Source organism: Persicobacter psychrovividus (genome assembly GCF_036492425.1).
GTDB lineage: Bacteria > Bacteroidota > Bacteroidia > Cytophagales > Cyclobacteriaceae > Persicobacter > Persicobacter psychrovividus.
The window spans coordinates 1,259,836-1,281,106 of record NZ_AP025292.1; the positions used below are offsets into that span (position 1 = coordinate 1,259,836).

General features: G+C 41.2%; 19 protein-coding genes. 12 read left to right on the plus strand and 7 right to left on the minus strand.

What is annotated here, in order from left to right; all coding sequences use genetic code 11:
- Positions 1 to 189 precede the first annotated feature (189 nt).
- On the plus strand, positions 190 to 1,152 hold the full coding sequence (locus AABK40_RS05535) for an L-threonylcarbamoyladenylate synthase (RefSeq protein WP_338397864.1): 963 nt from the start codon (positions 190 to 192) through the stop codon (positions 1,150 to 1,152).
- A gap of 65 nt (positions 1,153 to 1,217) precedes the next feature.
- Entirely contained in the window at positions 1,218 to 2,405 is a 1,188-nt protein-coding gene (locus AABK40_RS05540) for a phosphoglycerate kinase (protein ID WP_332920431.1), read from the plus strand.
- Between the two features lie 71 nt (positions 2,406 to 2,476).
- Here AABK40_RS05540 and AABK40_RS05545 read toward each other — a convergent pair whose 3' ends face one another.
- Together AABK40_RS05545 and AABK40_RS05550 are read right to left on the minus strand one after the other, a co-directional pair.
- A complete protein-coding gene (locus AABK40_RS05545; protein WP_332920432.1) occupies positions 2,477 to 2,794 on the minus strand; it encodes a hypothetical protein in 318 nt (105 codons plus the stop codon).
- Positions 2,795 to 3,127: 333 nt separating this feature from the next.
- Complete coding sequence (locus AABK40_RS05550) at positions 3,128 to 3,436, minus strand: hypothetical protein (protein ID WP_332920433.1); 309 nt, start codon at positions 3,434 to 3,436, stop codon at positions 3,128 to 3,130.
- A 389-nt stretch (positions 3,437 to 3,825) separates the two neighbouring features.
- Between AABK40_RS05550 and AABK40_RS05555 the strand changes: the two genes are divergently transcribed.
- The 3 genes from AABK40_RS05555 to AABK40_RS05565 all read left to right on the plus strand — a co-directional run bounded on the left by AABK40_RS05555 (position 3,826) and on the right by AABK40_RS05565 (position 6,309).
- On the plus strand, positions 3,826 to 4,152 hold the full coding sequence (locus tag AABK40_RS05555) for a hypothetical protein (RefSeq protein ID WP_332920434.1): 327 nt from the start codon (positions 3,826 to 3,828) through the stop codon (positions 4,150 to 4,152).
- 158 nt (positions 4,153 to 4,310) lie between these two features.
- On the plus strand, positions 4,311 to 4,679 hold the full coding sequence (locus AABK40_RS05560) for a hypothetical protein (RefSeq protein ID WP_332920435.1): 369 nt from the start codon (positions 4,311 to 4,313) through the stop codon (positions 4,677 to 4,679).
- Positions 4,680 to 4,800: 121 nt separating this feature from the next.
- Entirely contained in the window at positions 4,801 to 6,309 is a 1,509-nt protein-coding gene (locus tag AABK40_RS05565) for an IS1634 family transposase (RefSeq protein WP_338397304.1), read from the plus strand.
- A gap of 229 nt (positions 6,310 to 6,538) precedes the next feature.
- Here AABK40_RS05565 and AABK40_RS05570 read toward each other — a convergent pair whose 3' ends face one another.
- Complete coding sequence (locus tag AABK40_RS05570; RefSeq protein WP_338397865.1) at positions 6,539 to 7,102, minus strand: GIN domain-containing protein; 564 nt, start codon at positions 7,100 to 7,102, stop codon at positions 6,539 to 6,541.
- 10 nt (positions 7,103 to 7,112) lie between these two features.
- Positions 7,113 to 9,464 (minus strand): TonB-dependent receptor, encoded by a 2,352-nt coding sequence (locus AABK40_RS05575; protein WP_338397866.1) that lies wholly within the window; start codon positions 9,462 to 9,464, stop codon positions 7,113 to 7,115.
- 311 nt (positions 9,465 to 9,775) lie between these two features.
- Between AABK40_RS05575 and AABK40_RS05580 the strand changes: the two genes are divergently transcribed.
- From AABK40_RS05580 to AABK40_RS05610, 7 genes are all read left to right on the plus strand, one after another.
- Positions 9,776 to 10,051 carry a hypothetical protein gene (locus AABK40_RS05580; protein WP_338397867.1) on the plus strand — a complete coding sequence of 92 codons (276 nt, stop codon included), beginning with the start codon at positions 9,776 to 9,778 and terminating at the stop codon, positions 10,049 to 10,051.
- A 375-nt stretch (positions 10,052 to 10,426) separates the two neighbouring features.
- Positions 10,427 to 11,431 carry a multidrug DMT transporter permease gene (locus tag AABK40_RS05585; RefSeq protein ID WP_332920439.1) on the plus strand — a complete coding sequence of 335 codons (1,005 nt, stop codon included), beginning with the start codon at positions 10,427 to 10,429 and terminating at the stop codon, positions 11,429 to 11,431.
- 543 nt (positions 11,432 to 11,974) lie between these two features.
- Positions 11,975 to 12,445, plus strand: coding sequence for a hypothetical protein (locus AABK40_RS05590; RefSeq protein WP_332920440.1), 471 nt, complete (start codon positions 11,975 to 11,977; stop codon positions 12,443 to 12,445).
- Positions 12,442 to 12,933, plus strand: a complete 492-nt coding sequence (locus AABK40_RS05595) for a GNAT family N-acetyltransferase (RefSeq protein WP_338397868.1) — start codon at positions 12,442 to 12,444, stop codon at positions 12,931 to 12,933. Before AABK40_RS05590 ends, AABK40_RS05595 begins: the two co-directional genes overlap by 4 nt.
- 44 nt (positions 12,934 to 12,977) lie before the next feature.
- On the plus strand, positions 12,978 to 13,457 hold the full coding sequence (locus tag AABK40_RS05600) for a MarR family winged helix-turn-helix transcriptional regulator (protein ID WP_338397869.1): 480 nt from the start codon (positions 12,978 to 12,980) through the stop codon (positions 13,455 to 13,457).
- Positions 13,458 to 14,259: 802 nt separating this feature from the next.
- Positions 14,260 to 15,213, plus strand: a complete 954-nt coding sequence (locus AABK40_RS05605) for an immunity 49 family protein (protein WP_338397870.1) — start codon at positions 14,260 to 14,262, stop codon at positions 15,211 to 15,213.
- Between the two features lie 438 nt (positions 15,214 to 15,651).
- A complete protein-coding gene (locus tag AABK40_RS05610) occupies positions 15,652 to 16,605 on the plus strand; it encodes an immunity 49 family protein (RefSeq protein ID WP_338397871.1) in 954 nt (317 codons plus the stop codon).
- Positions 16,606 to 17,032: 427 nt separating this feature from the next.
- Here AABK40_RS05610 and AABK40_RS05615 read toward each other — a convergent pair whose 3' ends face one another.
- From AABK40_RS05615 to AABK40_RS05625, 3 genes are read right to left on the minus strand one after another with little or no spacing between them, the layout of a single operon-like run.
- Positions 17,033 to 18,349 (minus strand): TolC family protein, encoded by a 1,317-nt coding sequence (locus AABK40_RS05615; RefSeq protein WP_338397872.1) that lies wholly within the window; start codon positions 18,347 to 18,349, stop codon positions 17,033 to 17,035.
- A gap of 24 nt (positions 18,350 to 18,373) precedes the next feature.
- On the minus strand, positions 18,374 to 19,933 hold the full coding sequence (locus AABK40_RS05620; protein ID WP_332920444.1) for a DHA2 family efflux MFS transporter permease subunit: 1,560 nt from the start codon (positions 19,931 to 19,933) through the stop codon (positions 18,374 to 18,376).
- Positions 19,934 to 19,944: 11 nt separating this feature from the next.
- Positions 19,945 to 20,991, minus strand: a complete 1,047-nt coding sequence (locus AABK40_RS05625; protein ID WP_332920445.1) for an HlyD family secretion protein — start codon at positions 20,989 to 20,991, stop codon at positions 19,945 to 19,947.
- Between the last annotated feature and the right edge of the window lie 280 nt (positions 20,992 to 21,271).

Consider the following 21,271-nt stretch of genomic DNA (forward strand, 5'->3'; position numbering starts at 1 on the left):
ATCTTGATGAGTGTCCTATTTGAAAAAATGATATACATCATGCGCTTAACCTTGTTCTGAAGTAAAATTCTTCATTGCTGTATCAACGGATCAGTAGCCTGAAAGATATTCAGTGATTATTTTGCAGGAGGGCTTTTGGCGTTAAAATGGATTTTTATTATACCTTTGCGCAGTAAACTAAACGAGAAAATGGCAGAAATAGGACAGGACTTAGCGCAAGCAAAGCGCTTGTTGGAATCCGGGGAGCTGGTAGCGATCCCGACAGAAACAGTGTATGGTTTGGCCGCCAACGGCTTGAATGCACAGGCGGCGGCGAAAATCTTTGAAGCCAAAGATCGCCCTTCTTTCGATCCCCTGATTTGTCATACCGACACCATGGACAAGGTGGAGCGCTTTACACAAAATATTCCTGCGCAGGCTTATGCATTGGCTGAGGCATTTTGGCCAGGGCCGATGACATTGTTGCTGGAGCGCCAAAGCAATGTTCCCGAGCTTACCGTTAGTGGATTGCCAAGGGTAGGGGTGCGTATTCCCAATCATCCACAAACCCTGAAGTTGCTGGCAAGCCTTGAATTTCCCTTGGCTGCGCCTTCCGCCAACCCATTTGGCTACATCTCGCCAACCACTGCCCAGCACGTAGATGATCAACTTGGTGAAAAATTAAGTTACATCATTGACGGAGGTCATAGTGAAGTGGGGATTGAATCCACTATTATTGGGTTCGAAAACAATATGCCGACAATTTACCGACTTGGGGGATTGTCAGTTGAACAAATCGAAGACGTGATAGGATCTGTGCAGGTTAAGGCGCACAGCTCTTCAAATCCTTCCGCACCAGGAATGCTGAAAAGTCATTATTCGCCTTCTTGCCCAGTGATATTAGGGGAGAAGCTTGAAGAGATGATGAAGGCCTATGCTGGAAAAAAAGTGGGGATTTTAGGATTTGATTACGGCTTGGAGGATGTGGCTGCTGAAGATCAATTTATTCTTTCCGTAAAGGGAGATCTTAAGGAGGCTGCCACACGTTTATTCACTGGGCTGCGTTATCTCGATAGCAGAAAGCTCGATTTGATTATTACGACTCAAGTCCCTGATACAGGCCTTGGCCGTGGTATCAATGACCGCCTGAGAAGATCGGCGGCTAAAGGATAGCTATTAATAAAATAGAAACATAATACGGAGTGCTCATTGGAGTGCTTCAAACAGAAAATAACACTATGAAAACAGTAGACAATTTCAATTTCGCTGGCAAAAAAGCCGTTGTTCGTGTTGACTTGAACGTTCCATTGAACGAAGATATGACTGTACGTGATTACACTCGTATTAATTCTGTGGTTCCAACAGTACAAAAAATCGTTAAAGATGGCGGTTCTGCGATCTTGATGTCCCACATGGGTCGTCCAAAAGACGGATTCGAGGATAAATTCTCATTGAAGCACATCGTTGCTGACTTGTCTGAGAAGTTAGGTCTTGAGGTTAAATTCGGTGGTGACCCTATCGGAGAAGAAGCTGATGCCATGGCTGCTGACTTGAAAGCAGGTGAGGTAATGTTGCTTGACAACTTGCGTTTCTACAAAGAGGAGAAGAAAGGTGATGAAGATTTCGCTAAGAAATTGGCTTCACGTGGTGATGTATGGGTAATGGATGCTTTCGGTACTGCTCACCGTGCACACGCATCTACTGCTGTGATCGGTAAATTCATGGCGGATAAAGTTGCTGGTTACACAATGGGCCGTGAGATCGAAGCTTCAAGAAAAATCTTGGAAGAAGGTCAAAAGCCTGTAACTGCAATCATGGGTGGTGCTAAGGTTTCTGATAAAATCTTGATCATCGAGAAAATGATCGAAGTATGTGATAACATCATCGTTGGTGGTGGTATGGCTTATACTTTCTTCAAAGCAATGGGTGGAAACATCGGTTCTTCTTTGTGTGAAGAGGATAAATTAGAGTTGGCTTTGGAATTGATCGAAAAAGCAAAATCTAAAGGTGTTCAGTTGTTGTTGCCAGTAGATTCATTGGCGAACACAGGTTTCTCTAACGACGGCGTTTGTATCGAAGTAGATAACATGGATATTCCTGAAGGACACATGGGATTGGATATCGGACCAAAAGCTGCTGCTGAGTTCTCTCAAGTAATCAAAGACTCTAAAACTGTTCTTTGGAATGGTCCAATGGGTGTATTTGAATTCGAAAACTTTGCTGAAGGAACAATCGCAGTAGCTAAAGCTGTTGCGGCTACTACTGTAAACGGTGGATTCTCATTGATTGGTGGTGGCGACTCAGCTGCTGCTGTAAACTCTTTAGGTTTCGGTGACCAAGTATCTTACATCTCAACTGGCGGTGGCGCTATGTTGGAAATGATGGAAGGTAAAGTATTGCCAGGTATGGCTGCTTTGGAAGCATAAGAAATAAAGACCAAAAGTCTTAAAATAAGAACAGCAGGCCATTGTGGTCTGCTGTTTTTTTTATGCATTTTTTACGGTATCGCCTCTATCAGGCAAACGACCTGTTTGGCACCGTTGATCTCCTTTTTATAGTCGTCATAACTGATGTCCTGCGTAGCAAGAAACTTGTTAAGGTCATCACAATCATTCAACTCCTCGGTTAAAGTAACGAGTTTCGTAAGTTCATCACAGTTCAGGTCGATCAGATCTTCTACACTCTTTGGCGCAATAGCAATGAATTGTGCAAATTTGGAAACGCAATTAACGTCTTCCTTGATTTCATCAACACTGCAAGCACTGAAGCTCAAAGCAGTGAACGCAAAAGCGAAAAGTAAAAATGTTTTTCTCATAAGGTTGAAATTAGATTAAAAAACACTTCAATTTAATTAAAAAAACATCATTATGAAGCCTCAGAGGCATTTTTCAAAAGGATGTTTATGGTCTCCTGACGGGAGGATTCGTGTATCCGCCTGAGATTTATACATTTAGGGTACCAAAAAAAAGCGGCAAATATGATATTTGCCGCTTCAATTTATGCGCGTGTTTAAAACTTAAAATCCGCTTCAAAAATCTGGAGTATCGCAGAAGTGCTGAAGGATTATTTTTAGCAAATAGCATTACTGTTGTTGCAAAATAATTCAAAATCAATTCCAATCACCCGACTTCGCAGTTTTAGGTACGACTTAATTTGCAAGATCTTCTAAAGAACAAATAAGCTCTTTGGTCGCCTTAATCGTTGAGTGGTAAGTCTCATAAGTGAAACCTTCCTCAGTAATTGCATCCTCGAACTCCTGACATCCCTTAAGTTCTTCAACCAGGTTGAGAATCTCTCCCATGCTCTCACAGTTAAGGTTGTCTTCGTCTTCCGCTAATTTTGTGAGTTCAGCTATTTTTGCAGAACAGTTAATTTCTTCTTCCACTTCATCTTTACTACATGAGGTGAATGAAAATGCTAAAAATAAAGCTGCGATTACAAATAAATTCTTTTTCATAGGTGTTGTTGAGTTTAGATTAAATTTAGATTCAAATTTATATAAAATATACTTAATAGACAATAATGGGCTGATTTTATTTGTTGAGTAAAATATTTGGGGGAAATTGTTATATTTTAAACGAAGTAGGAGCGAAGTGCTGAAATCAGCAAAAATCTTAACTTTTTATTTTTAATAATATCAAGATGAAGTTTAGTGTAGCTAATTTTTTAGGTGGTATTAACTATTTTTATGTAAAAATATTAAGTTTAAATATTATTAATATTAATTATTTTACTTATCTAATATTTAATTTTAAAGGAACAAAATGGGTAAGCTCCTGTTAGTGTGAAGGTAGAATTACTTTGGTAATTTTATCGAAACTAACTATTTACCAAAAGAATAACCTTATGAAAAAGTCAAGTATTTGGAAGTCGGCCTTGGCAGTTGTTGCTGTTGCGTTTGCTGTTGCATTTACTCCTAAAGAGAAGGAAGAAGATTGCAAGTACTATGCTCATTGTGAAAGCCATGAGTGGATGGGGGATGTAAGAGAAAATAAAGATGATGCCGCTCAGGACTGGCAGGACCACTTGCAAAAATGGCCAGAAGAGCAACACGAAGGACAGGTAAAAATGGATTGTGATGGACAGGGCCATATGGAAAACAAGGATCACGATCGTGGTGATCAGGGACATAGCCCATGGAACAAGCAGGGGAATGACATGAACCATGAATAAAAGTGTTGGACCCCACTGATGATTAACACACTTCCGATGATGCGGTAATGGCTTGCCTTGTGGTGATTTGAATAAATGCTCACCATTGCTTTAAGGTTCAAGCTGATTGCCCAATATTTTGGAGCACAATACAAATTGAATACCTAAAACTAAACACTATGAAAACGACAAAATTATGGATGATGGCATTAGCGGCAGTAATGGTTGCTTTTGTCTTCGCTTTTACGCCTAAACAAGCAGATGAATCAGTTAAAGTTGATCAGATTCAGGAACAGGCTATGGTACTGATGGTCAGTGATACGATCGTTCACGATGCAGATGAAGGCATGGAAGGGATGGATCCTGAAGCCACAGATGAAGATATGGAGAATGAAATGAAAAATGCTCAGGATCATATGGATGATGCGCATGATCAAATGAATGATGAGATGCACAAGGGGCATGACCATATGAAAGATGAGATGCATAAAGGTCACGATCAAATGAAGGATCAATCGGATAAGATGAAAAATCAATCTGATTATTAATCATCTCCTGTCTTCGCCACCTTTTTTGGCTGATTTTCGCTACATCCTAAAAATCAATCGATTACAATAAAAATAGGTCAAAAGTGGGTGTCCCGTTTCTAAATTTTGCCTAATTTAAGGCATGTTTGTGCGTGAAAAACTCAATAAAAGTGGTAGCATCAGTGTCCAAGTCATCTATAAATCCTCAAAAAAGTACAAAGTTGTTAAGACTTTTGGCTCATCGGCTGACCCAAACGAGATTTTAGCACTTAAAAATGAAGCAAATCGATGGATTCATGGTCAGACTGGTCAGGTTGTCATTAATTTCGATAATCAAAGAACCGAAACTCAACAGGTCCTTGACAAAATAGATCAAGTCAAATCAGTTGGCATTGATCTTCTGCTAAATTCCATTTATGACGAAATAGGCTTTAATCTTGTCGGTGATCTCTTATTTCGAAGATTGGTATTTTCTCGCATCGAATACCCTGTAAGCAAGCTTGCGACGACAGAGCATTGGTCGTTAAATCATGGAATGAATGTGTCTGTCAATACTGTTTACAGGCTAATGGATAAAGTTCATTCTGAGTATAAAGAGATATTACAACATCTTAGCTTCGAACACTCAAAACAAGTTTTAGAAGGCGAGGTGAATATTGCATTTTATGATGTAACCACTCTTTATTTTGAAACAGATCATCAAGATGATTTAAGAAAAACAGGCTTTTCAAAAGAGGGGAAACATCAAAATCCGCAAATTGTACTGGGCTTATTGGTTAGTAGAGGAGGCTATCCACTTGCTTACGAAATATTTGAAGGTAATAAGTTTGAAGGGCATACCATGTTGCCTATCGTGGATGAGTTCTGCAACAAATATAATATTACCAAGTTGGTAGTTGTTGCTGATTCAGGGCTCATGTCTAATAAAAATGTAAAAGAACTACTTAATAAAGGCTATGGATTTATTCTCGGAGCAAGAATTAAGAACATGAACAAAGAAGTCAAAGACCAAATATTAAACTTGACTTTGGGTAATGGAGAGTCTGCTGAAATAGCTCAACCTGATGGATTAAGGCTGATTATTACATATTCTGACAAAAGAGCCAAAAAGGATGGTAAAAACAGACAAAAAGGGCTTGATAAACTCAAGAAGAATATTGCATCAGGTAAGCTTACAAAGTCCAATATCAATAACAGAGGCTATAACAAATATTTAAAACTTGATGGCGAGGTAAAGGTGCAGTTAGATGAAGAGAAGTTCAAGGAAGATGGTAAATGGGATGGCCTAAAAGGCTATTTAACGAACGTAGAGGGTAATTCTGATGAAATCATTGCCAATTATGGAGAACTATGGAAAATTGAAAAAGCTTTTCGTATCTCGAAGACAGACTTAAAAATTAGACCTATATTCCATCGGATTCAAAAAAGAATTGAGAGTCATATCTGCATTTCCTTTGTTGCATATAAGGTACATAAAGAGTTGGAGAGACAGCTCAATATTAAAGAGGCAGGGCTAAGTCCTGAACAGGCAATCAAAATTGCTCGAAGCATTTATGAAATTCAAGTTCCACTGTCAGATGGCAGCAAAATAAACAAAGTACTTTTGTTGCAACCAGAGCAGGTAAAATTAGCGGAATTATTCAATTTTTGACTTGGGTGTCCCGATGGCGAAAACAGGAAAAATGCTCAGGATCATATGGATGATGCGCATGATCAAATGAATGATGAGATGCACAAGGGGCATGACCATATGAAAGATGAGATGCATAAAGGTCACGATCAAATGAAGGATCAATCGGATAAGATGAAAAATCAATCTGATTATTAATCATCTGATGATTGTAAACAGAAAAGGTCAGCGATTTGCTGACCTTTTTTTATTAATTGATATTGAGTTGAGTAGTGTCTGCCTTCGCTCCGCTTTGTAAATCAAGCGACAGATCATTTAAATGTCCAGCTAACTTTATTTTTGAGTAATCATCCAATGTTGCTTTCAGGAATTTCGAATGGACTTCTGCGGATAAATTAGCATGTTTCCTCAATAACACTTCAAGCGAATCGGCATTAAAAGGGCTGAGGATTTCAATGGAAGAATAATCATAAGCCTGTGCATATCGCAGCGGCTTGGGCAGCACCAAAGTCGCCTGAACTTCATAAGCTTCCGAAACATTGGCACTTTGCGCCAATCGAATATCGAGCGTATTTTCCAACTCATGCACCAACACGTAGGGCAGGATATTTTTGTCTGCGGTTAATCTGAGGTTGGGCTGTTCTCCTGTTGCTATTTTCAGGTGAATGTGATGATTGAGCATCAGTCGGTTCAAATCGATATTTTCCAACGGAACCGTTTTACTTTCCATGGCACCCTCGGGTTTAATATCAAAAGTCTCGGTACAAGCCGACAAGCCAAGAACGACCAACAAGGATAGAAATATATTTTTCATTTTTTTGGATTTAAAATTCGATGCGATAAGCCAAAGACGGCAGAATGAAGAATTGATCATAACGATCCATTTGCCCCGTCACCATATTGTATTTATAGCCATTGTAGGTTGTGGAAAGGGTTGCATTTTTGAAATCAAGCGTCCAACTGCTCGTGTAGTGTTTGTGGTTGGTTTTGATATAAATAGAAGCATCCACAAAGATATTGTCAGGGCTCTTGACACTGAAGGCGCGCGTTTGGTCATAAACAGGGTGTTTGGCTTCGATAGCCTCCTGATACAACAGCGGAGAGTGGTAGCCACCACCCATAAAATTCCCCTTGATGTTCAGTCCAAGTACCCTCTGTTTTTTGTGACCTTTCAGGATGAACTCTTTTCCCGCCAGCATATTGACCACATATTGATTGTTGAATTTGGAGTTGCGTTCAGTGCCGTTGCCGTCCGTGTATCGGGCATCGAATAGGGTAGCGGTCGTCATCCAATACCAACCCTTGTGAAAACTGCGGTTGATCGTCAGCTCGATGCCTTTATTGGTTACCGTTCCTGTATTCACCAACGGACGATCCACCAACCATTCCTTGTTGAAATTCGCCAACGAATAAGACGTTCCCGCCTCAACAGGCACATGGAAAAAATGCTGATAGAAGCCTGCGATCTTCACACTGAAATAGTCGCTCAATGCCCAAGAATAATTCAGCACATAATGGTCGCCCTGTTGCATTTTCAGCTGTTCGTTCAAACGGTTGCCCAAGCTATCGGGCGTATAATAAATCGACAATTGCTCCCTTTGGCTGTGTCGGCCATAAGCAAAACCCACCGAATGCCCATGTCCCAAATCAAGGACGGTATTCATCCGTGGCTCGATAGTGGTTTCATTTGTCAGACCAAAATGCGACAAGTGAACCCCTGCATTAATGCTCAGATAATTCGTGGGCTGAAAAGTTCCATTCAGATAGGCTTGCGCAAAAGTGGTTTGCTCCTTGAAATTCGCCAACGTATCCACCACGGCTTTCTTTTCTTTTGGCTGAGCGACTCTGAAATCAGTACCGAGCTGATCCAATGTAAAGCCCGTCTGTAATTTTACCTTCTGACCGATCGGCTGTGCATAATTGGTTTGCAAGGTGTATTTCCATTCGTTCAGTTCATTATTGTTATGGTCATAGAATTGATCTTCCACCTCATCGTACCATTTTGTTTTGTAGGAATAAAAATTACCTGTCGCCACCAAATCTGTCTTTAAATGCCCACGGTTTTTAAAGCTGATCTCATGACTGACACCCGTTGCGCCAACCGCCCAATGCATGTCTTTTTCAAACCAATCATTCTCGTATTTTGGGTATTTGTATTTGGTCAAAACGCCTTCTTCCCATTGTTCCTGATATTCATATTTAGGTTTGAAATTGGAACTCTGTCCACCAATCCCCCAAAGCTTGAACGTGCCCGCTTTAGCCGTTGGGAATTTCATATTAAAAGAAACATCATGGTAATCGGGCGCTTCACTTCCCGACATTCGGCCAATCGTGCCCAAAGAAGAAACACGCGCTCCAATATTATAAGTGCTTCCGCCATCTTTTTTGAAATAGCCTTCCGCACCTGTTTCAATGCCCAGCACACCGATCTGTGCAAAGTACTCCCGCTTTTGGGCATTTCCTTCCCGCAGGTGCAAGTCCATTACGCCCGAAGAGGCATTACCATAATCGGCAGGAAATGCGCCTGTCAGAAAGTCCGCATTTGCCAGCATATTACTGCCGAAGATATTAACGAAACCACCGCCTGCAACATTGCCACCTGCCAAATGATTCGGGTTGAAAACTTCCACGCCTTCCACTCGCCACAACATGCCCTTCGGTGAGTTACCACGAATCACCAAACCATTGTCCTGCAAATTGCCTGTCGTTACCCCCGCAAAGGTGGAGGCCAAACGTGCCGGATCACCGATGCTACCCGCCATTAATTTTGCCGACTCAATCTTCAAGGTTTCACCACTGAGTCCCGCCATCTGATTCATGGGGCGGTTATTTTCATAAGTGGCACGAACGGTTACCCCATCCAACTGTTTCAGGCTTTCGTGCATGCTGAAAGTAAGCACCTGCGATTTACCCGAGGCCACCAACACATTCGCAATCCGCTGCGGCTGATAGCCCACAAAACTCGCTTCCACATCGTATCGGCCAATTTCCAATCCATTGATCTCAAATTGTCCTTTGTCATTGGTAATCGTTCCCTTTGCCTGATCCATAATTTTTACGGTTGCAAAAGGAATCGGCGCTTTTGTATTCGCATTGATCACCTGTCCGCTGATCGTCTGTGCCCAAGAAAGGGTTGCAAGCATACAGCACAGTAACAGCATTGAAATTTTCTTCATGATCTTGTAGGGTTATTCTTACTTATGTATTGTTTGGATGTTGAAGATTTCATTTACCCCTATTCGATTTGAAAAAAAGTGTAAAAAATACCGGTTTGACTTTTAACTTGAAAACCAGCAATGCCTGTTTTTTTGTCATTGTCTGCTGATAAAAATAGCGGCTAAAGACGAATTATTTACCATCTGAAATATTTTCGCTTCATGTTGATGCTTAGGCTTTTGTGTGGGGTTTTTGCAGTGAAATTCACCTGCGGATTTTGAGCTATTTCTACACTGTTATAAGTGAAAGGACATTTAAACTTAACAGAAAGATGAAAAAGTTAGCAGTTTTAGCCGTAGCATTGGGCTTAGGATTTGGAGCTCAGGCACAGGAAGTGAAAAGCAATAAAAATGCAGTAGCCAAAGCGCGCATCGAAAAGATGAACAAAAGCGAAGTGGCTGAATTTACGGCAAACAGCAAGTCTGATAAAGTGGGACGTGCTCAGGCACAAAACCAAATGATGATCAAGCAGCACGATCAAGAAAATGAAACGGTGACTGTCAAAAAAGTAAAAAGTGATAAAACCACCCGTAAGTTGGTGAAATAATAAGTTGATGTTTAGGTTGAACAAGGCAGGTCTGTTATATACGGGCCTGCCTTTATTTTTTTGGGGCTTGGTGTAGTCCTCAAAAATATTGAAACAGGCGATTAACTACATATTTTCTACTGTCGTAGGGACGTTGCATGCAATGTCAGTACCGTGAGGTACAAAAAAAATCTACCGCTTAACTATGGTATGAGCACTACATTTCCTCTATTCATTGAAAAATCACTCCAATTTTGTGAATCAATATAGCTGTATTCGGAACATTGGCTAATTTGGGAGCAAATCATTAGTTTATACAAACATCACATTTCAAATAGGAGCGCCCTGATAAGAAGGTCGCTTATGCTGTAATGGTTGATGGATAATTTTTTAAATATGATAGTACCTTCGAGTTATCTGATTTCTGTTTTATTGTGTGTAATTACCATGTTCTGTTGGGGTTCTTGGGCAAACACCCAAAAGTTAGTTTCCAAGTCGTGGCCCTTTCCATTATTCTATTGGGATTACGCTTTGGGAATCTTGATATTGACGTTTTTGTCGGGAATGACCTTCGGTAGTTATGGGGAAGTGGGCAGGAGCTTTCTATCAGATCTCCAGCAAGGAGATTTAAGTTCCTTTGTATCTGCCTTCATCGGTGGGGTGGTTTTTAATTTAGCGAATTTATTGATTGTTGCCGCCATATCGTTAGCTGGGATGGCGGTTGCGTTCCCCGTAGGTATTGGTATCGCTTTGGTATTAGGAGTAATAATAAATTATATGGCGGCCCCTGTTGGGAATGCAACCGTTTTATTTACAGGGGTGGCAATGGTTACGGTGGCCATTATTCTTGATGCGGTCGCTTACGGGAAGTTGCCAAATCAAAAAGCAGGATCAATGAAAAAAGGCCTTTTGTTGTCTGTTTTTGGCGGTGTTTTAATGGGCTTTTTCTTTCGCTTCGTAGCGGCCTCAGTTTCAAATGACTTTGTAAATCCGACAGCAGGCTTATTTACTCCGTACAGTGCGGTTTTTATTTTTTCAATAGGCGTATTTGTTTCTAATTTTTTATGGAACAGTTGGTTCATGTATAAACCCATCGACGGGGAGAAAAGTCGGTATAGCGAGTATTTCAGTCTTGGTAGCTCGAGAATACACCTTATTGGAATTCTTGGGGGAGTAATTTGGGCCATCGGAATGGGGCTTAGCATGATCGCCTCCGAAAAGGCAGGATTTGCCATTTCTTATGGCTTAGGTCAAGGCGCAACCATGGTCGCCGCCGCATGGGGGGTATTCATTTGGAAAGAATTTAAAGGGGCACCTAAAGGGGTGAATTTGTACATATTCCTCATGTTTGCCTTCTTCATTTCAGGATTGGCATTGATCATTGCCTCCCGTTTCGTTTGATTGCGCTGAACAGGCAATGAAAAGGCGGGGATACCACTTACTCGTGTCGTATACCGGGAGGTTCTCCGCTTGAAGGATAGGTTAAGATGTAATGAATGCAGTCTTTATTAGGAAAGATTTGAATAAAATGCATAAAAAAAGCCCCGATGGGTTAATCGGGGCCGAGGTAATTTTGGTATTAGTTTGCGCTTTAGTTTGATTGTGAAAAGCGAAATCTTTTGTGTTGTGGGTTGTTTGTTTACAGTTTCAATTAACGCTCGACGGGAGGTATTGTTTCAGAAAAAGGCTAAAAAAATCACATTAATTCGATGATTGAATATTTCAGGCTTGATTATGAGTGGGTTAGCAGGTGCTTTTTTTGATGCAGGAAGTGAGGGGCTTTAGGTAAAATAGGTTGGATTGTTCTCAATCGCTTGATCAGTAAAAATGTAATATTTTGTTTGATTTTAAGCAAAGTTAAAAGGTAAGGATCTTCGAGACTTTTTTCAAAAATGACTTTTTCGTGCTATTTTGTAGCATCGGAATTTTTTACCTGAATAAATTATGGACTTCAATCAGATCAATAAACGGCGCACAGCTGGCCGGAGGCTTAAAAAAGCTTATCGAAGAATAGAGGCTTTGCTTTACGAAATTGGAGACAAGCAACTTTCTTACGCCTTTGTTACGGAAGTCAATCGGCAAATTGCGGGCATTAATAACTTTCAGGAGAACGATCGGCTGTTGGCGGCGCATATCAATCAGCTTTATGAAGAGTTGCTGACCGAACTGGAGCGCGATTTTGAACTGGTCCCCAAAAATTATTTTCAGCAAAAGTGGCTCCTTTATGGGGTTTCTGTGATTGGTTTGCCGATCGGGCTGATCATTGCGATTATCAATCATATCCCTGGTAACATTATTTTGGGGCTGCCGATAGGCCTTTTGATTGGCCTGCTGATTGGGATTGAAAAGGACAAAAATGCCAAACGCGAAAATCGGCAATTGCAGGTGGAACACATTGAACACGATCTGCTATGATTAGCCTACTCAGGACAGATGCATTTCATCATGATTTTTTGTTTTTAGTTCGCTTGCTTGATCGGGAGCTGTCTGCCGATGTCGGGAAATTACCTTCTTTTCACCAACGATACAATCGCCTCGATCAGGTTGATCATATCGTGCTCGCCTATGTGGGTGGGCAGGTAGTGGGGGCTGGCGGTTTCAAGTTGTTTGATCAGCGTTCGGTGGAATTCCGGCAGATGTTTATTTTGCCCAACTTTCGGGGGCAGGGTATCGGCAGTAAAATCTCCCAAAAGCTCAATCAATGGCTGGCCCAATTGCATAAGGAGGCTTGTGGTCCATATACAAGCATTCATCGACTCCGGAAGCTTCCTGTGGAAATGGCTTTCAAGGATAAATCAGGGGTGAATTTCAGACCAATTCAGACCAATTCAGGGCAGATGAAGTGGAGGTTGCTTCATGAAAAATCTTTCGTTAGGGCTTTCAGCTTCAATTTTAAAATGTAATTTCGGCAAAAAAAGTGTATCAGAAGTCTAATTAAGTGAAGGGCATGGAAAAGACAATGGATGAATGGATGGTGTTTATTACTGATCAGCAGAAGAACAGTATTCCGAGGTTACATTCCATCTTCAGAAGACAAATGGAAGCGGTAGTTTTGGCAAAGATGGAAGCCCGAGGCTATGCTAATTTTAAGGTCGGGCATTTGGTGTTGCTGGCCAATATTCAGCCCACGGGGTCGATCAGTAATGAAATGGCCAAGCTGGCGCAAATCAGTAAACAGGGCATGAACAAGGTGGTGCAGTCGCTGAAGGAGCAAGGTTACCTGTACACCGAAGACCACCCGACAGACCGCAGGGCGCAGATGATCAAGTTTACAGAAAAAGGCAAGGTGTTCCGCTACGATTTATATATGGCGGTGCAGGAGATTCGTGCAGACTATGAATCCGCAGTAGGGGTGGCTGAAGTCAAGCAGTTCGAGCAGACCCTTTCCAAATTGGTGGCCTACGGGCAGAAGCACCTCGAGGAGTAAAGCCCTCCTGATCCTATTCCCTCCATCCTATCTTGTAGAGACGTTATTCTTAACGTCTTAGCATCCCCATTCTATCCCATGCTATCGCAAGATTCCCTCTTGTGATAGCCTTAATTCGATCTCATCCGGTCGTAGAACCTTTTCTACGATTCAGCCCGATATTTTTAGATCATGATTACCTTGATTTTTTATATATCCTTTCTTCAGGTCGTAGAGCCCTTTGTACGACATTTCCTGTTGTTCTCACCAATGAATACCCCTGTGATGATGTTGTTCTTTCCCTTTTGAAATTTCTCAATAATAATGATGATTCATTGGCTTTCCATGTGAAAATGATAATTTTATATATCCTTATTTTAAGGTTAGACGCAGGATGTGTCAAAGGAACATTTCCATTACCCTCGGTTGGTAACCTGCGGAGAATAAACGCGCCGTCAGACATAATGAATTATGCCTTTACAGGATGGAATTATCTTTCACGAGAGGGACTCTCTCGATAGGGGCATTGATATCCGATTTGTGATGTTCGATTTCCGATATGCGATGTATTCAACCCATTTCAATGGGTTTTTGTGTTGATAGGCCAAGGCTTTATCCTTGGTGAAAAAATAATCTTTGGAGAGTAAACCGAAGCGTGAGACATAATGAATTATGCCTTTACAGGGTGGGATTTGGCAATGACGCGAGAGACTCTCTCGATAGGGCGTATTGGCATGTTAAACAGTCTTTCACTACTGATGGTAAGTTAAAGCCAATCGAAGTACAAGCATTTGATATTGAAAGAATTTAAGAATAAAAACAGATGATTAAGAGACATAAGATTCGTGAGGGATTCATAGAAATGCGGATACCTAAGCTTGATCCAGAAAGTGAAGGTAATTTTAAATGTATAACTTCTATTTCTAATAGTTATAATAAAATAGGAACTTATAATGTGAGTTTTTTGGGGTGGCGTCAACTTAAAAACTTCACCTTCTCTTTAGTTGCTGATTTACAACAGGAAAGATACTTTCCATTAATCCATTATGCTCGTCAATATGGGGTGTTTCATTTTAAAAAGGCAAGTAATCCTGATCAAGAAGTAAAACAGTTGATTGGAGATCGTGAGGTATCAGCAACAGGAAGAATTATGAGGGATGATGTTGGGACTGAATATTGGGAAAAAATATGGTGTTTATGTATGATTTTTAGGGATAAAAAAGGTCAAATGGCTCTACTTGAAGTTCCAAAAATTGTACATGAGAATGCTTATCCAGAACCTTATGTAGAGGATTTAGCAATGAATAGCGCTATACGGCATATGCAACACCCTGACTTGAATGATGGTCATGCCATGGAAGCTTTAGGACGTGCTTTTGAGGTTATTAAAAATTTGGACAAAAATGTGAATATGTACTATATCCGTCGAGAGATGTGTTTATGGCTTTATGTTCCCTTACTTCGTGTATTTGGAGCAATACTTTCAAAAGATGAAGCACAGTACAATAAAGAATTAGAAGACGCAATAAACTTACATAAAGAGTTTTATTCAATATTTTATTATTATGAAAAGGAGCCATGGGAGGAAGAACCTCAAGAATGGGATCGCCCAATAGATAGGAACGGATGGATTGCTTGGCGTTTATTGGCAGCGGCTTCAATTGCTTATGATAGGGGTCTGAATACCACTGTTGAAAGTGAGTATATACCTTCCTGGTTATATAAGGGAGAATTTAATGGATTACCAACTTTTTTTGATTTAGAAAAATATGGTTAGGCGCAGGATGTGCCAAAGCTACATTTCCATTACCCTCGGTTGGTAACCTGCGGAGAATAAACGCGCCGTCAGACATACTGAATTATGCCTTTACAGGATGGAATTATCTTTCACGAGAGGGACTCTCTCGATAGGGGCATTGATATCCGATTTGTGATGTTCGATTTCCGATATGCGATGTATTCAACCCATTTCAATGGGTTTTTGTGTTGATAGGCCAAGGCTTTATCCTTGGTGAAATAATGATCTGTGGACAGTAAACGGTAGCGTGAGACATAATGGATTATATCTTTACAGGGTGGGATTTGGCAATGACGCGAGAGACTCTCGCGATAGGGCTTATTGGCATGTTAAACAGTCTTTCTCAACTGATGGGAAATTAAAGCCAATCGAAGTACAAGCATTTGATATTGAAATAATTTAAGAATAAAAAAACAGATGATTAATAGACATAAAATTCGGGAGGAGTTCATAGAGATATGGACACCTAAACCTGGTGAAAAAAGTGATGATAATTTTAAATGCATACCCTCAATTAGTGAATTTTATAGTAATATTGACAGGTATAATATAAGTTATTTAGGAGAAGAACAACTTAAAAACTTCACCTTTTCTTTAGTCGCTAATTTACTACAGGAAGAATATTTTCCTTTAATCCATTATTCACGTCAATATGGAATACTGCATTTTAAAAAGGCAAGTAATCCTGATCAAGAGATAAAACAGGCGATTGGAGATCGTGAGGGATCAGTAAAAGGAAGACTTACAAGGCATAATGTGGGTACCGATTATTGGGAAAAAATATGGTGTTTATGTATGATTTTTAGGGATAAAAAAGGTCAAATGGCTCTACTTGAAGTTCCAAAAATTGTACATGAGAATGCTTATCCAGAACCTTATGTAGAGGATTTAGCAATGAATAGCGCTATACGGCATATGCAACACCCTGACTTGAATGATGGTCATGCAATGGAAGCTTTAGGGCGTGCTTTTGAGGTCATTAAGAATTTGGATAAAGATGAGGACATGTACTATATCCGTAGAGAGATGTGTTTGTGGCTTGATGTTCCTTTACTTCGGGTATTTGGAGCAATACTTTCAAAAGATGAAGCACAGTACAATAAAGAATTAGAAGAGGCAATTAACTTACATAAAGAGTTTTATTCGATTTTTTATTATTATGAAAAAGAACCATGGGAGGAAGAACCTCAAGAATGGGATCGTCCGATGGATGAAAATGGATGGATTGCATGGCGTTTATTGGCAGCGGCTTCAATTGCTTATGATAGGGGACTGAATACGACTGTTGAAAGTGAGTATATACCTTCCTGGTTATATAAGGCAGAATTTGACGGATTACCAATTTTTTTTGATTTAGAAAAATATGGTTAGGCGCAGGATGTGCCAAAGCTACATTTCCATTACCCTCGGTTGGTAACCTGCGGATAATAAACAAGCCGTGAGACATAATTAATTATGCCTTTACAGGATGGAATTATCTTTCACGAGAAGGACTCTCTCGATAGGGGCATTGATATCCGATTTGTGATGTTCGATTTCCGAAATGCGATGTATTCAACCCATTTCAATGGGTTTTTGTATTGATAGGCCAAGGCTTTATCCTTGGTGAAAATAATGGATGGACCGTAGAAAGGGTTCTACGCCCAGACAAGGATGGTAACAAACTCCACACAAATCATGATAATCCTTTTAATCAAGTAAATCAAGGTCCAGAACACAACGCCTCGCCCACATCACGCGCCAAAAAAAACCTCTGGCAATTATACCAGAGGTTATTATTTGGGAGGATTATTACAAATTATTCGGCGCTGGCCCAATAATGAGTGCTGTTCAGTCGGAGGGCTTCCAGGTCAGCATTGCTCAAATTGAACTGCTGATGTAAAGAAGCCAGCTTGGCATTGAGCAAGGCTGTTCTCGCATTCTGAAGATCTACATAAGTGATGGCACCATTTTTATACTGCGATTGCGCCATTTCGAGGGCTGTTTGTGCCTGATCGATCAGCGTTTGTGCAGATTGCAATTTAGCCTGGTTGGTTTGAATTTCTGAAACCAGCTTGGTCCACTGTTGCGATAAATCGGTGATCACATTTTTTGTAGACAATTTTGAAACGGACACTTTTTTGCGTGCCATATGATTTTGTAACCTTACTTTATTTCCGTGGAAAATAGGCACTTTAAGTGTCAGCCCTACACGGTAATTAAATTTCAGTTCGTCAAGTTCTGGAACAAACCCGTTTTTGTAACCTACTGCACCGTCAAGGTACAAGGCAGGCAAACGGCTTGATTTGGCCGCAGAGAGGTCCATGCGGGCAATTTTTTCTTTGGCTTGCGCAATCTGGATTTGGGTGTTGTTTAGCCAGTTGGAAGCGTTCTCAGGGCGCTCAGGAAGCATTTGTGCAGGCCACGACATATCTTCCACTTCGTCACTCAGGTCGGCATGTTCTTCGCCAGTAAGGTAGGCTACCGTCGCCAGAATTTTCTGCTCACCATTCTGAAGGTCATAAAGCTTGTTCTGGGCGTTTTCAATCTGAACTTTGATATTCAACAGGTCCAGCTCCAGAGCTGTACCATTATCAACCCGAGACTGAATCAAGTCTTTGGTTTCTACCAATACCTTGATATTGGCCGTTTGCACTTTCAGGCTTTCCTCAACAAAACCAAGGTTCAGGTATAATCTTGAAAGTTCAAAAGCCAGTTGTTCTTCAGCCTGCTGAACACTCAAATGGGCCGTTTCTGCTTGCGCTTTTGCTTTATTGACCTGGCTGTTTACTCTGCCAAATCCCAGCAACAATTCACTGGCTTCCACACCAACATTTTCATTGTTGTTGGGGAACAGTTTCAAGTCTACCCCCTGTGGGCCAATAGGTAAAGTAACCGTTGGGGAAGGGGCAACATAATGATAAGAAGCCGAGGCGTCGATCATCGGCAGTCGGTTACCCTTCTGGAAAGAAACATAATCTTCGGCCAATTTTTCCTGCAAACGAGCAGACTGAATATTTGGGAAATTGGTGAACGCTTTTTGAATCCAAACCTGAAGGGTTTGAGGGGCTTTATTTTCTGCTTTTACCTGAAGGCTCATCGCAAGGGCGAAAGCAATAATTATAACTTTTTTCATGGAGTCAATACTTAAAATACTGAATTAATGACCAGCCTCTACTTTACCGTTGACTTTGGTCTTTTTCATGATCAGACAGATCGGTAATATACAGACAAAGAACACGCCAATTACCTGAAATGAAGACACATAGGTAATGGTGTAGGCTTGTTTGTCCACAAGACCTTCAATCATCCGCATGGCGGTGGCACTTGCCTGGTGAACATTCACTCCTTTGGCAATTAAGCCGTGCATGATCAAGTTTTTCTTCTCGACAAATGCAGGATTGTCTGGGGTGATAAAACTGATCAGGTGGCCGCGTACACCCGCTACTTTACGCACGATGTAGGTGTTCATCAGGGCAATACCAAAGGCACCACCTAACTGACGGATCATGTTGTTGATGGCCACCCCTTGCGGGATTTCTTCGGGCTTCAGTCCGGCAATTGCCTGATTGGTGATCGGTACAATGGAAAATCCAAGACCAATACCCCTGATCAGCAAAGGCATTACAAAGAAGACCATTCCTGCCATTGGGCTCGCCAGTGACATCCAGAAAGAGAAGATCGCATAGACCCCAAAACCAACAAAAAGCAGGTATTTTGGGTAAGCACCTTTTTGCATCAGTTTACCGACAATCGGCATACAGAAGGCAGAGAACAAGGCGCCAGGAATCAGGCTCATTCCTGTTTCTGTGGCGGTGTAGCCCAGCAGGCGTTGCATCCATACGGGATACACATACATGGAACTGTACAGCCCAAAGCCGAGGATCAGCGCAATGAAGGTGGTCATGGCCAGGTTGGGGTCTTTCAGGATTCTGATGTCCACCGCCGGCTTGTCTGTCCTCAGTTCCTGCCAAATAAACAGGCCGAGGGTAAGCACGCACAAGATGGCAAGTCCTAAAATCAGCTTGGAGTTAAACCAGTCTTCTGACTGCCCACGCTCAAGAATATATTGCAATGATCCCACCCAAAGCGCAAGGAAGATAATCCCCAGACGGTCGATGTGAATCTTGCTGCGGTCGATATGATACTCTTCTGGTTTTTTGTCGATGTAAAGAAATACCATCGCAGCGGCCAGAATTCCCAAAGGAATGTTGATATCGAAAATCAATGACCAATGGTAATTATCGACAATAAATCCACCGAGTGTTGGTCCAATGGTTGGTCCAACGATCAGCCCCATCGAAAAGATGGCGGAAGCAATCGGGCGCTCTTCGAGTTCAAAGGCATCGAAAAGAATCGACTGAGAAGTAGAGAGTAACGCCCCGCCACCAATTCCTTGCAGGATTCGGAAAAATACCAGCATCTCCAAGGAGTTGGAGGCCCCACAGAAGTAGGAGGAAATGGTGAATAATAATATGGAATAGAAATAATAATTTTTTCGACCGAAGTAATTGGCTAAGAAGCCTGTCAGGGGAATGATGATTACGTTGGCAATCGCATATCCAGTGACCACCCAGGAGGTGTCTTCGATCGTGGCACCGAGGTTACCACTTATGTTCGTCAGTGCTACATTGACGATCGTTGTATCGATCAGTTCAAGCACTGCGGCAATTACCGTAGTTGCTACGATAATCCACTTGACAAATCCTTTAGCTGCCATCCTGTGAGTTTTTAGTAGGCTACTGAAACATCAACACTCAAACCTGAGCGAAGCAATTTTGCTGCTTTAGCGCTTTTGTTTAATTTAATGATCACCGGCACACGCTGCACAATTTTCACGAAGTTACCTGTGGCGTTATCTGGAGGTAATAAAGAGAATTTTGCTCCTGTGGCTCTTGAAATACGGTCTACTTTTCCGCTCAATTCCAAATCAGGGTAAGCGTCTACCGACACTTCAGCCTCGTCTCCCACTTTGATATTCTCCAGCTGTGTTTCCTTCATATTGGCGACCACATAGAAGTTTTGATCGTTCACAACGGTGAACAATGGCTGTCCCGCAGCGACAAATTGTCCAGGTTCGATGGTCATCTTTCCGATGCGCCCTTCAACAGGTGCTTTTACCGTGGTATAAGAAAGGTTCAGTTCTGCTTGTTTCAATTTAGCCTTGCGGATATCAACAGCAGCTTCTGCTTTTTTGATGGCCGAAGCCGCAATATTGATGCTCTGTTTGGCAAGGGTGATTTGATCCTGCGCAACAGCATATTTTTGATGCATCAGATTGTATTGCGCCGTAGCGTCGTCAAGGGTTTTCTGTGTTGTCGCGTGATCTTTGAAAAGATTTTTTGCGCGGTTTAAATCATCCGCCGCTTTGTCGTTGGCAATTTTGCTGGCTTTTGCGGTTGCTTTTACCAAATGCAATTTTGCTTCTGCCGCTTTCTTGTTGGCTTTGGCCTCAGCAAGGGTCGCGATGGATAAATCCAAATCGCCCTGTGCAGCAGTAACACCGATTTTATATTCTTTATTGTCAAACTGAAGGATGGTCTGCGCAGGCTTTACAGCATCATAATCATTTACGTTCACCGCCGTCACATAACCTGTTACCCGACCAATGACTGGATACTCATGTCCTTCAATCATGGCATTGTCGGTGGTTTCGTGGTGAAGGTTATACATCACCGTCTTAATACCATATCCAAGACCAATCAGGATAATCAGTCCTATAATATATTTCATTTTGCCTGACGGCTTTTGTTGTCCTTGTTGATTTTCGTTTTCCATAGTCATAAGTGTTTTGATGTTACAAAAGTAAACTAAGCTGACTAAAAAGACAACTTTATTGACTAAAAAAGGTCAATCTAATTGACTTTTAATATTTTGACTATGATTCGTTATAGTATTGATTTACAGATATGTACAATTTTATTCTTTTCTTGTTCTTTTTGAGGTAAGATATAGGGATTGCTAAAATACCTTTCATGAATTATCAAATCGGCAGTAGCTTTATTAAAGGATCGTGAGGAAGTGTGAAAACAACAAAAGACAACTTTATTGACTAAAT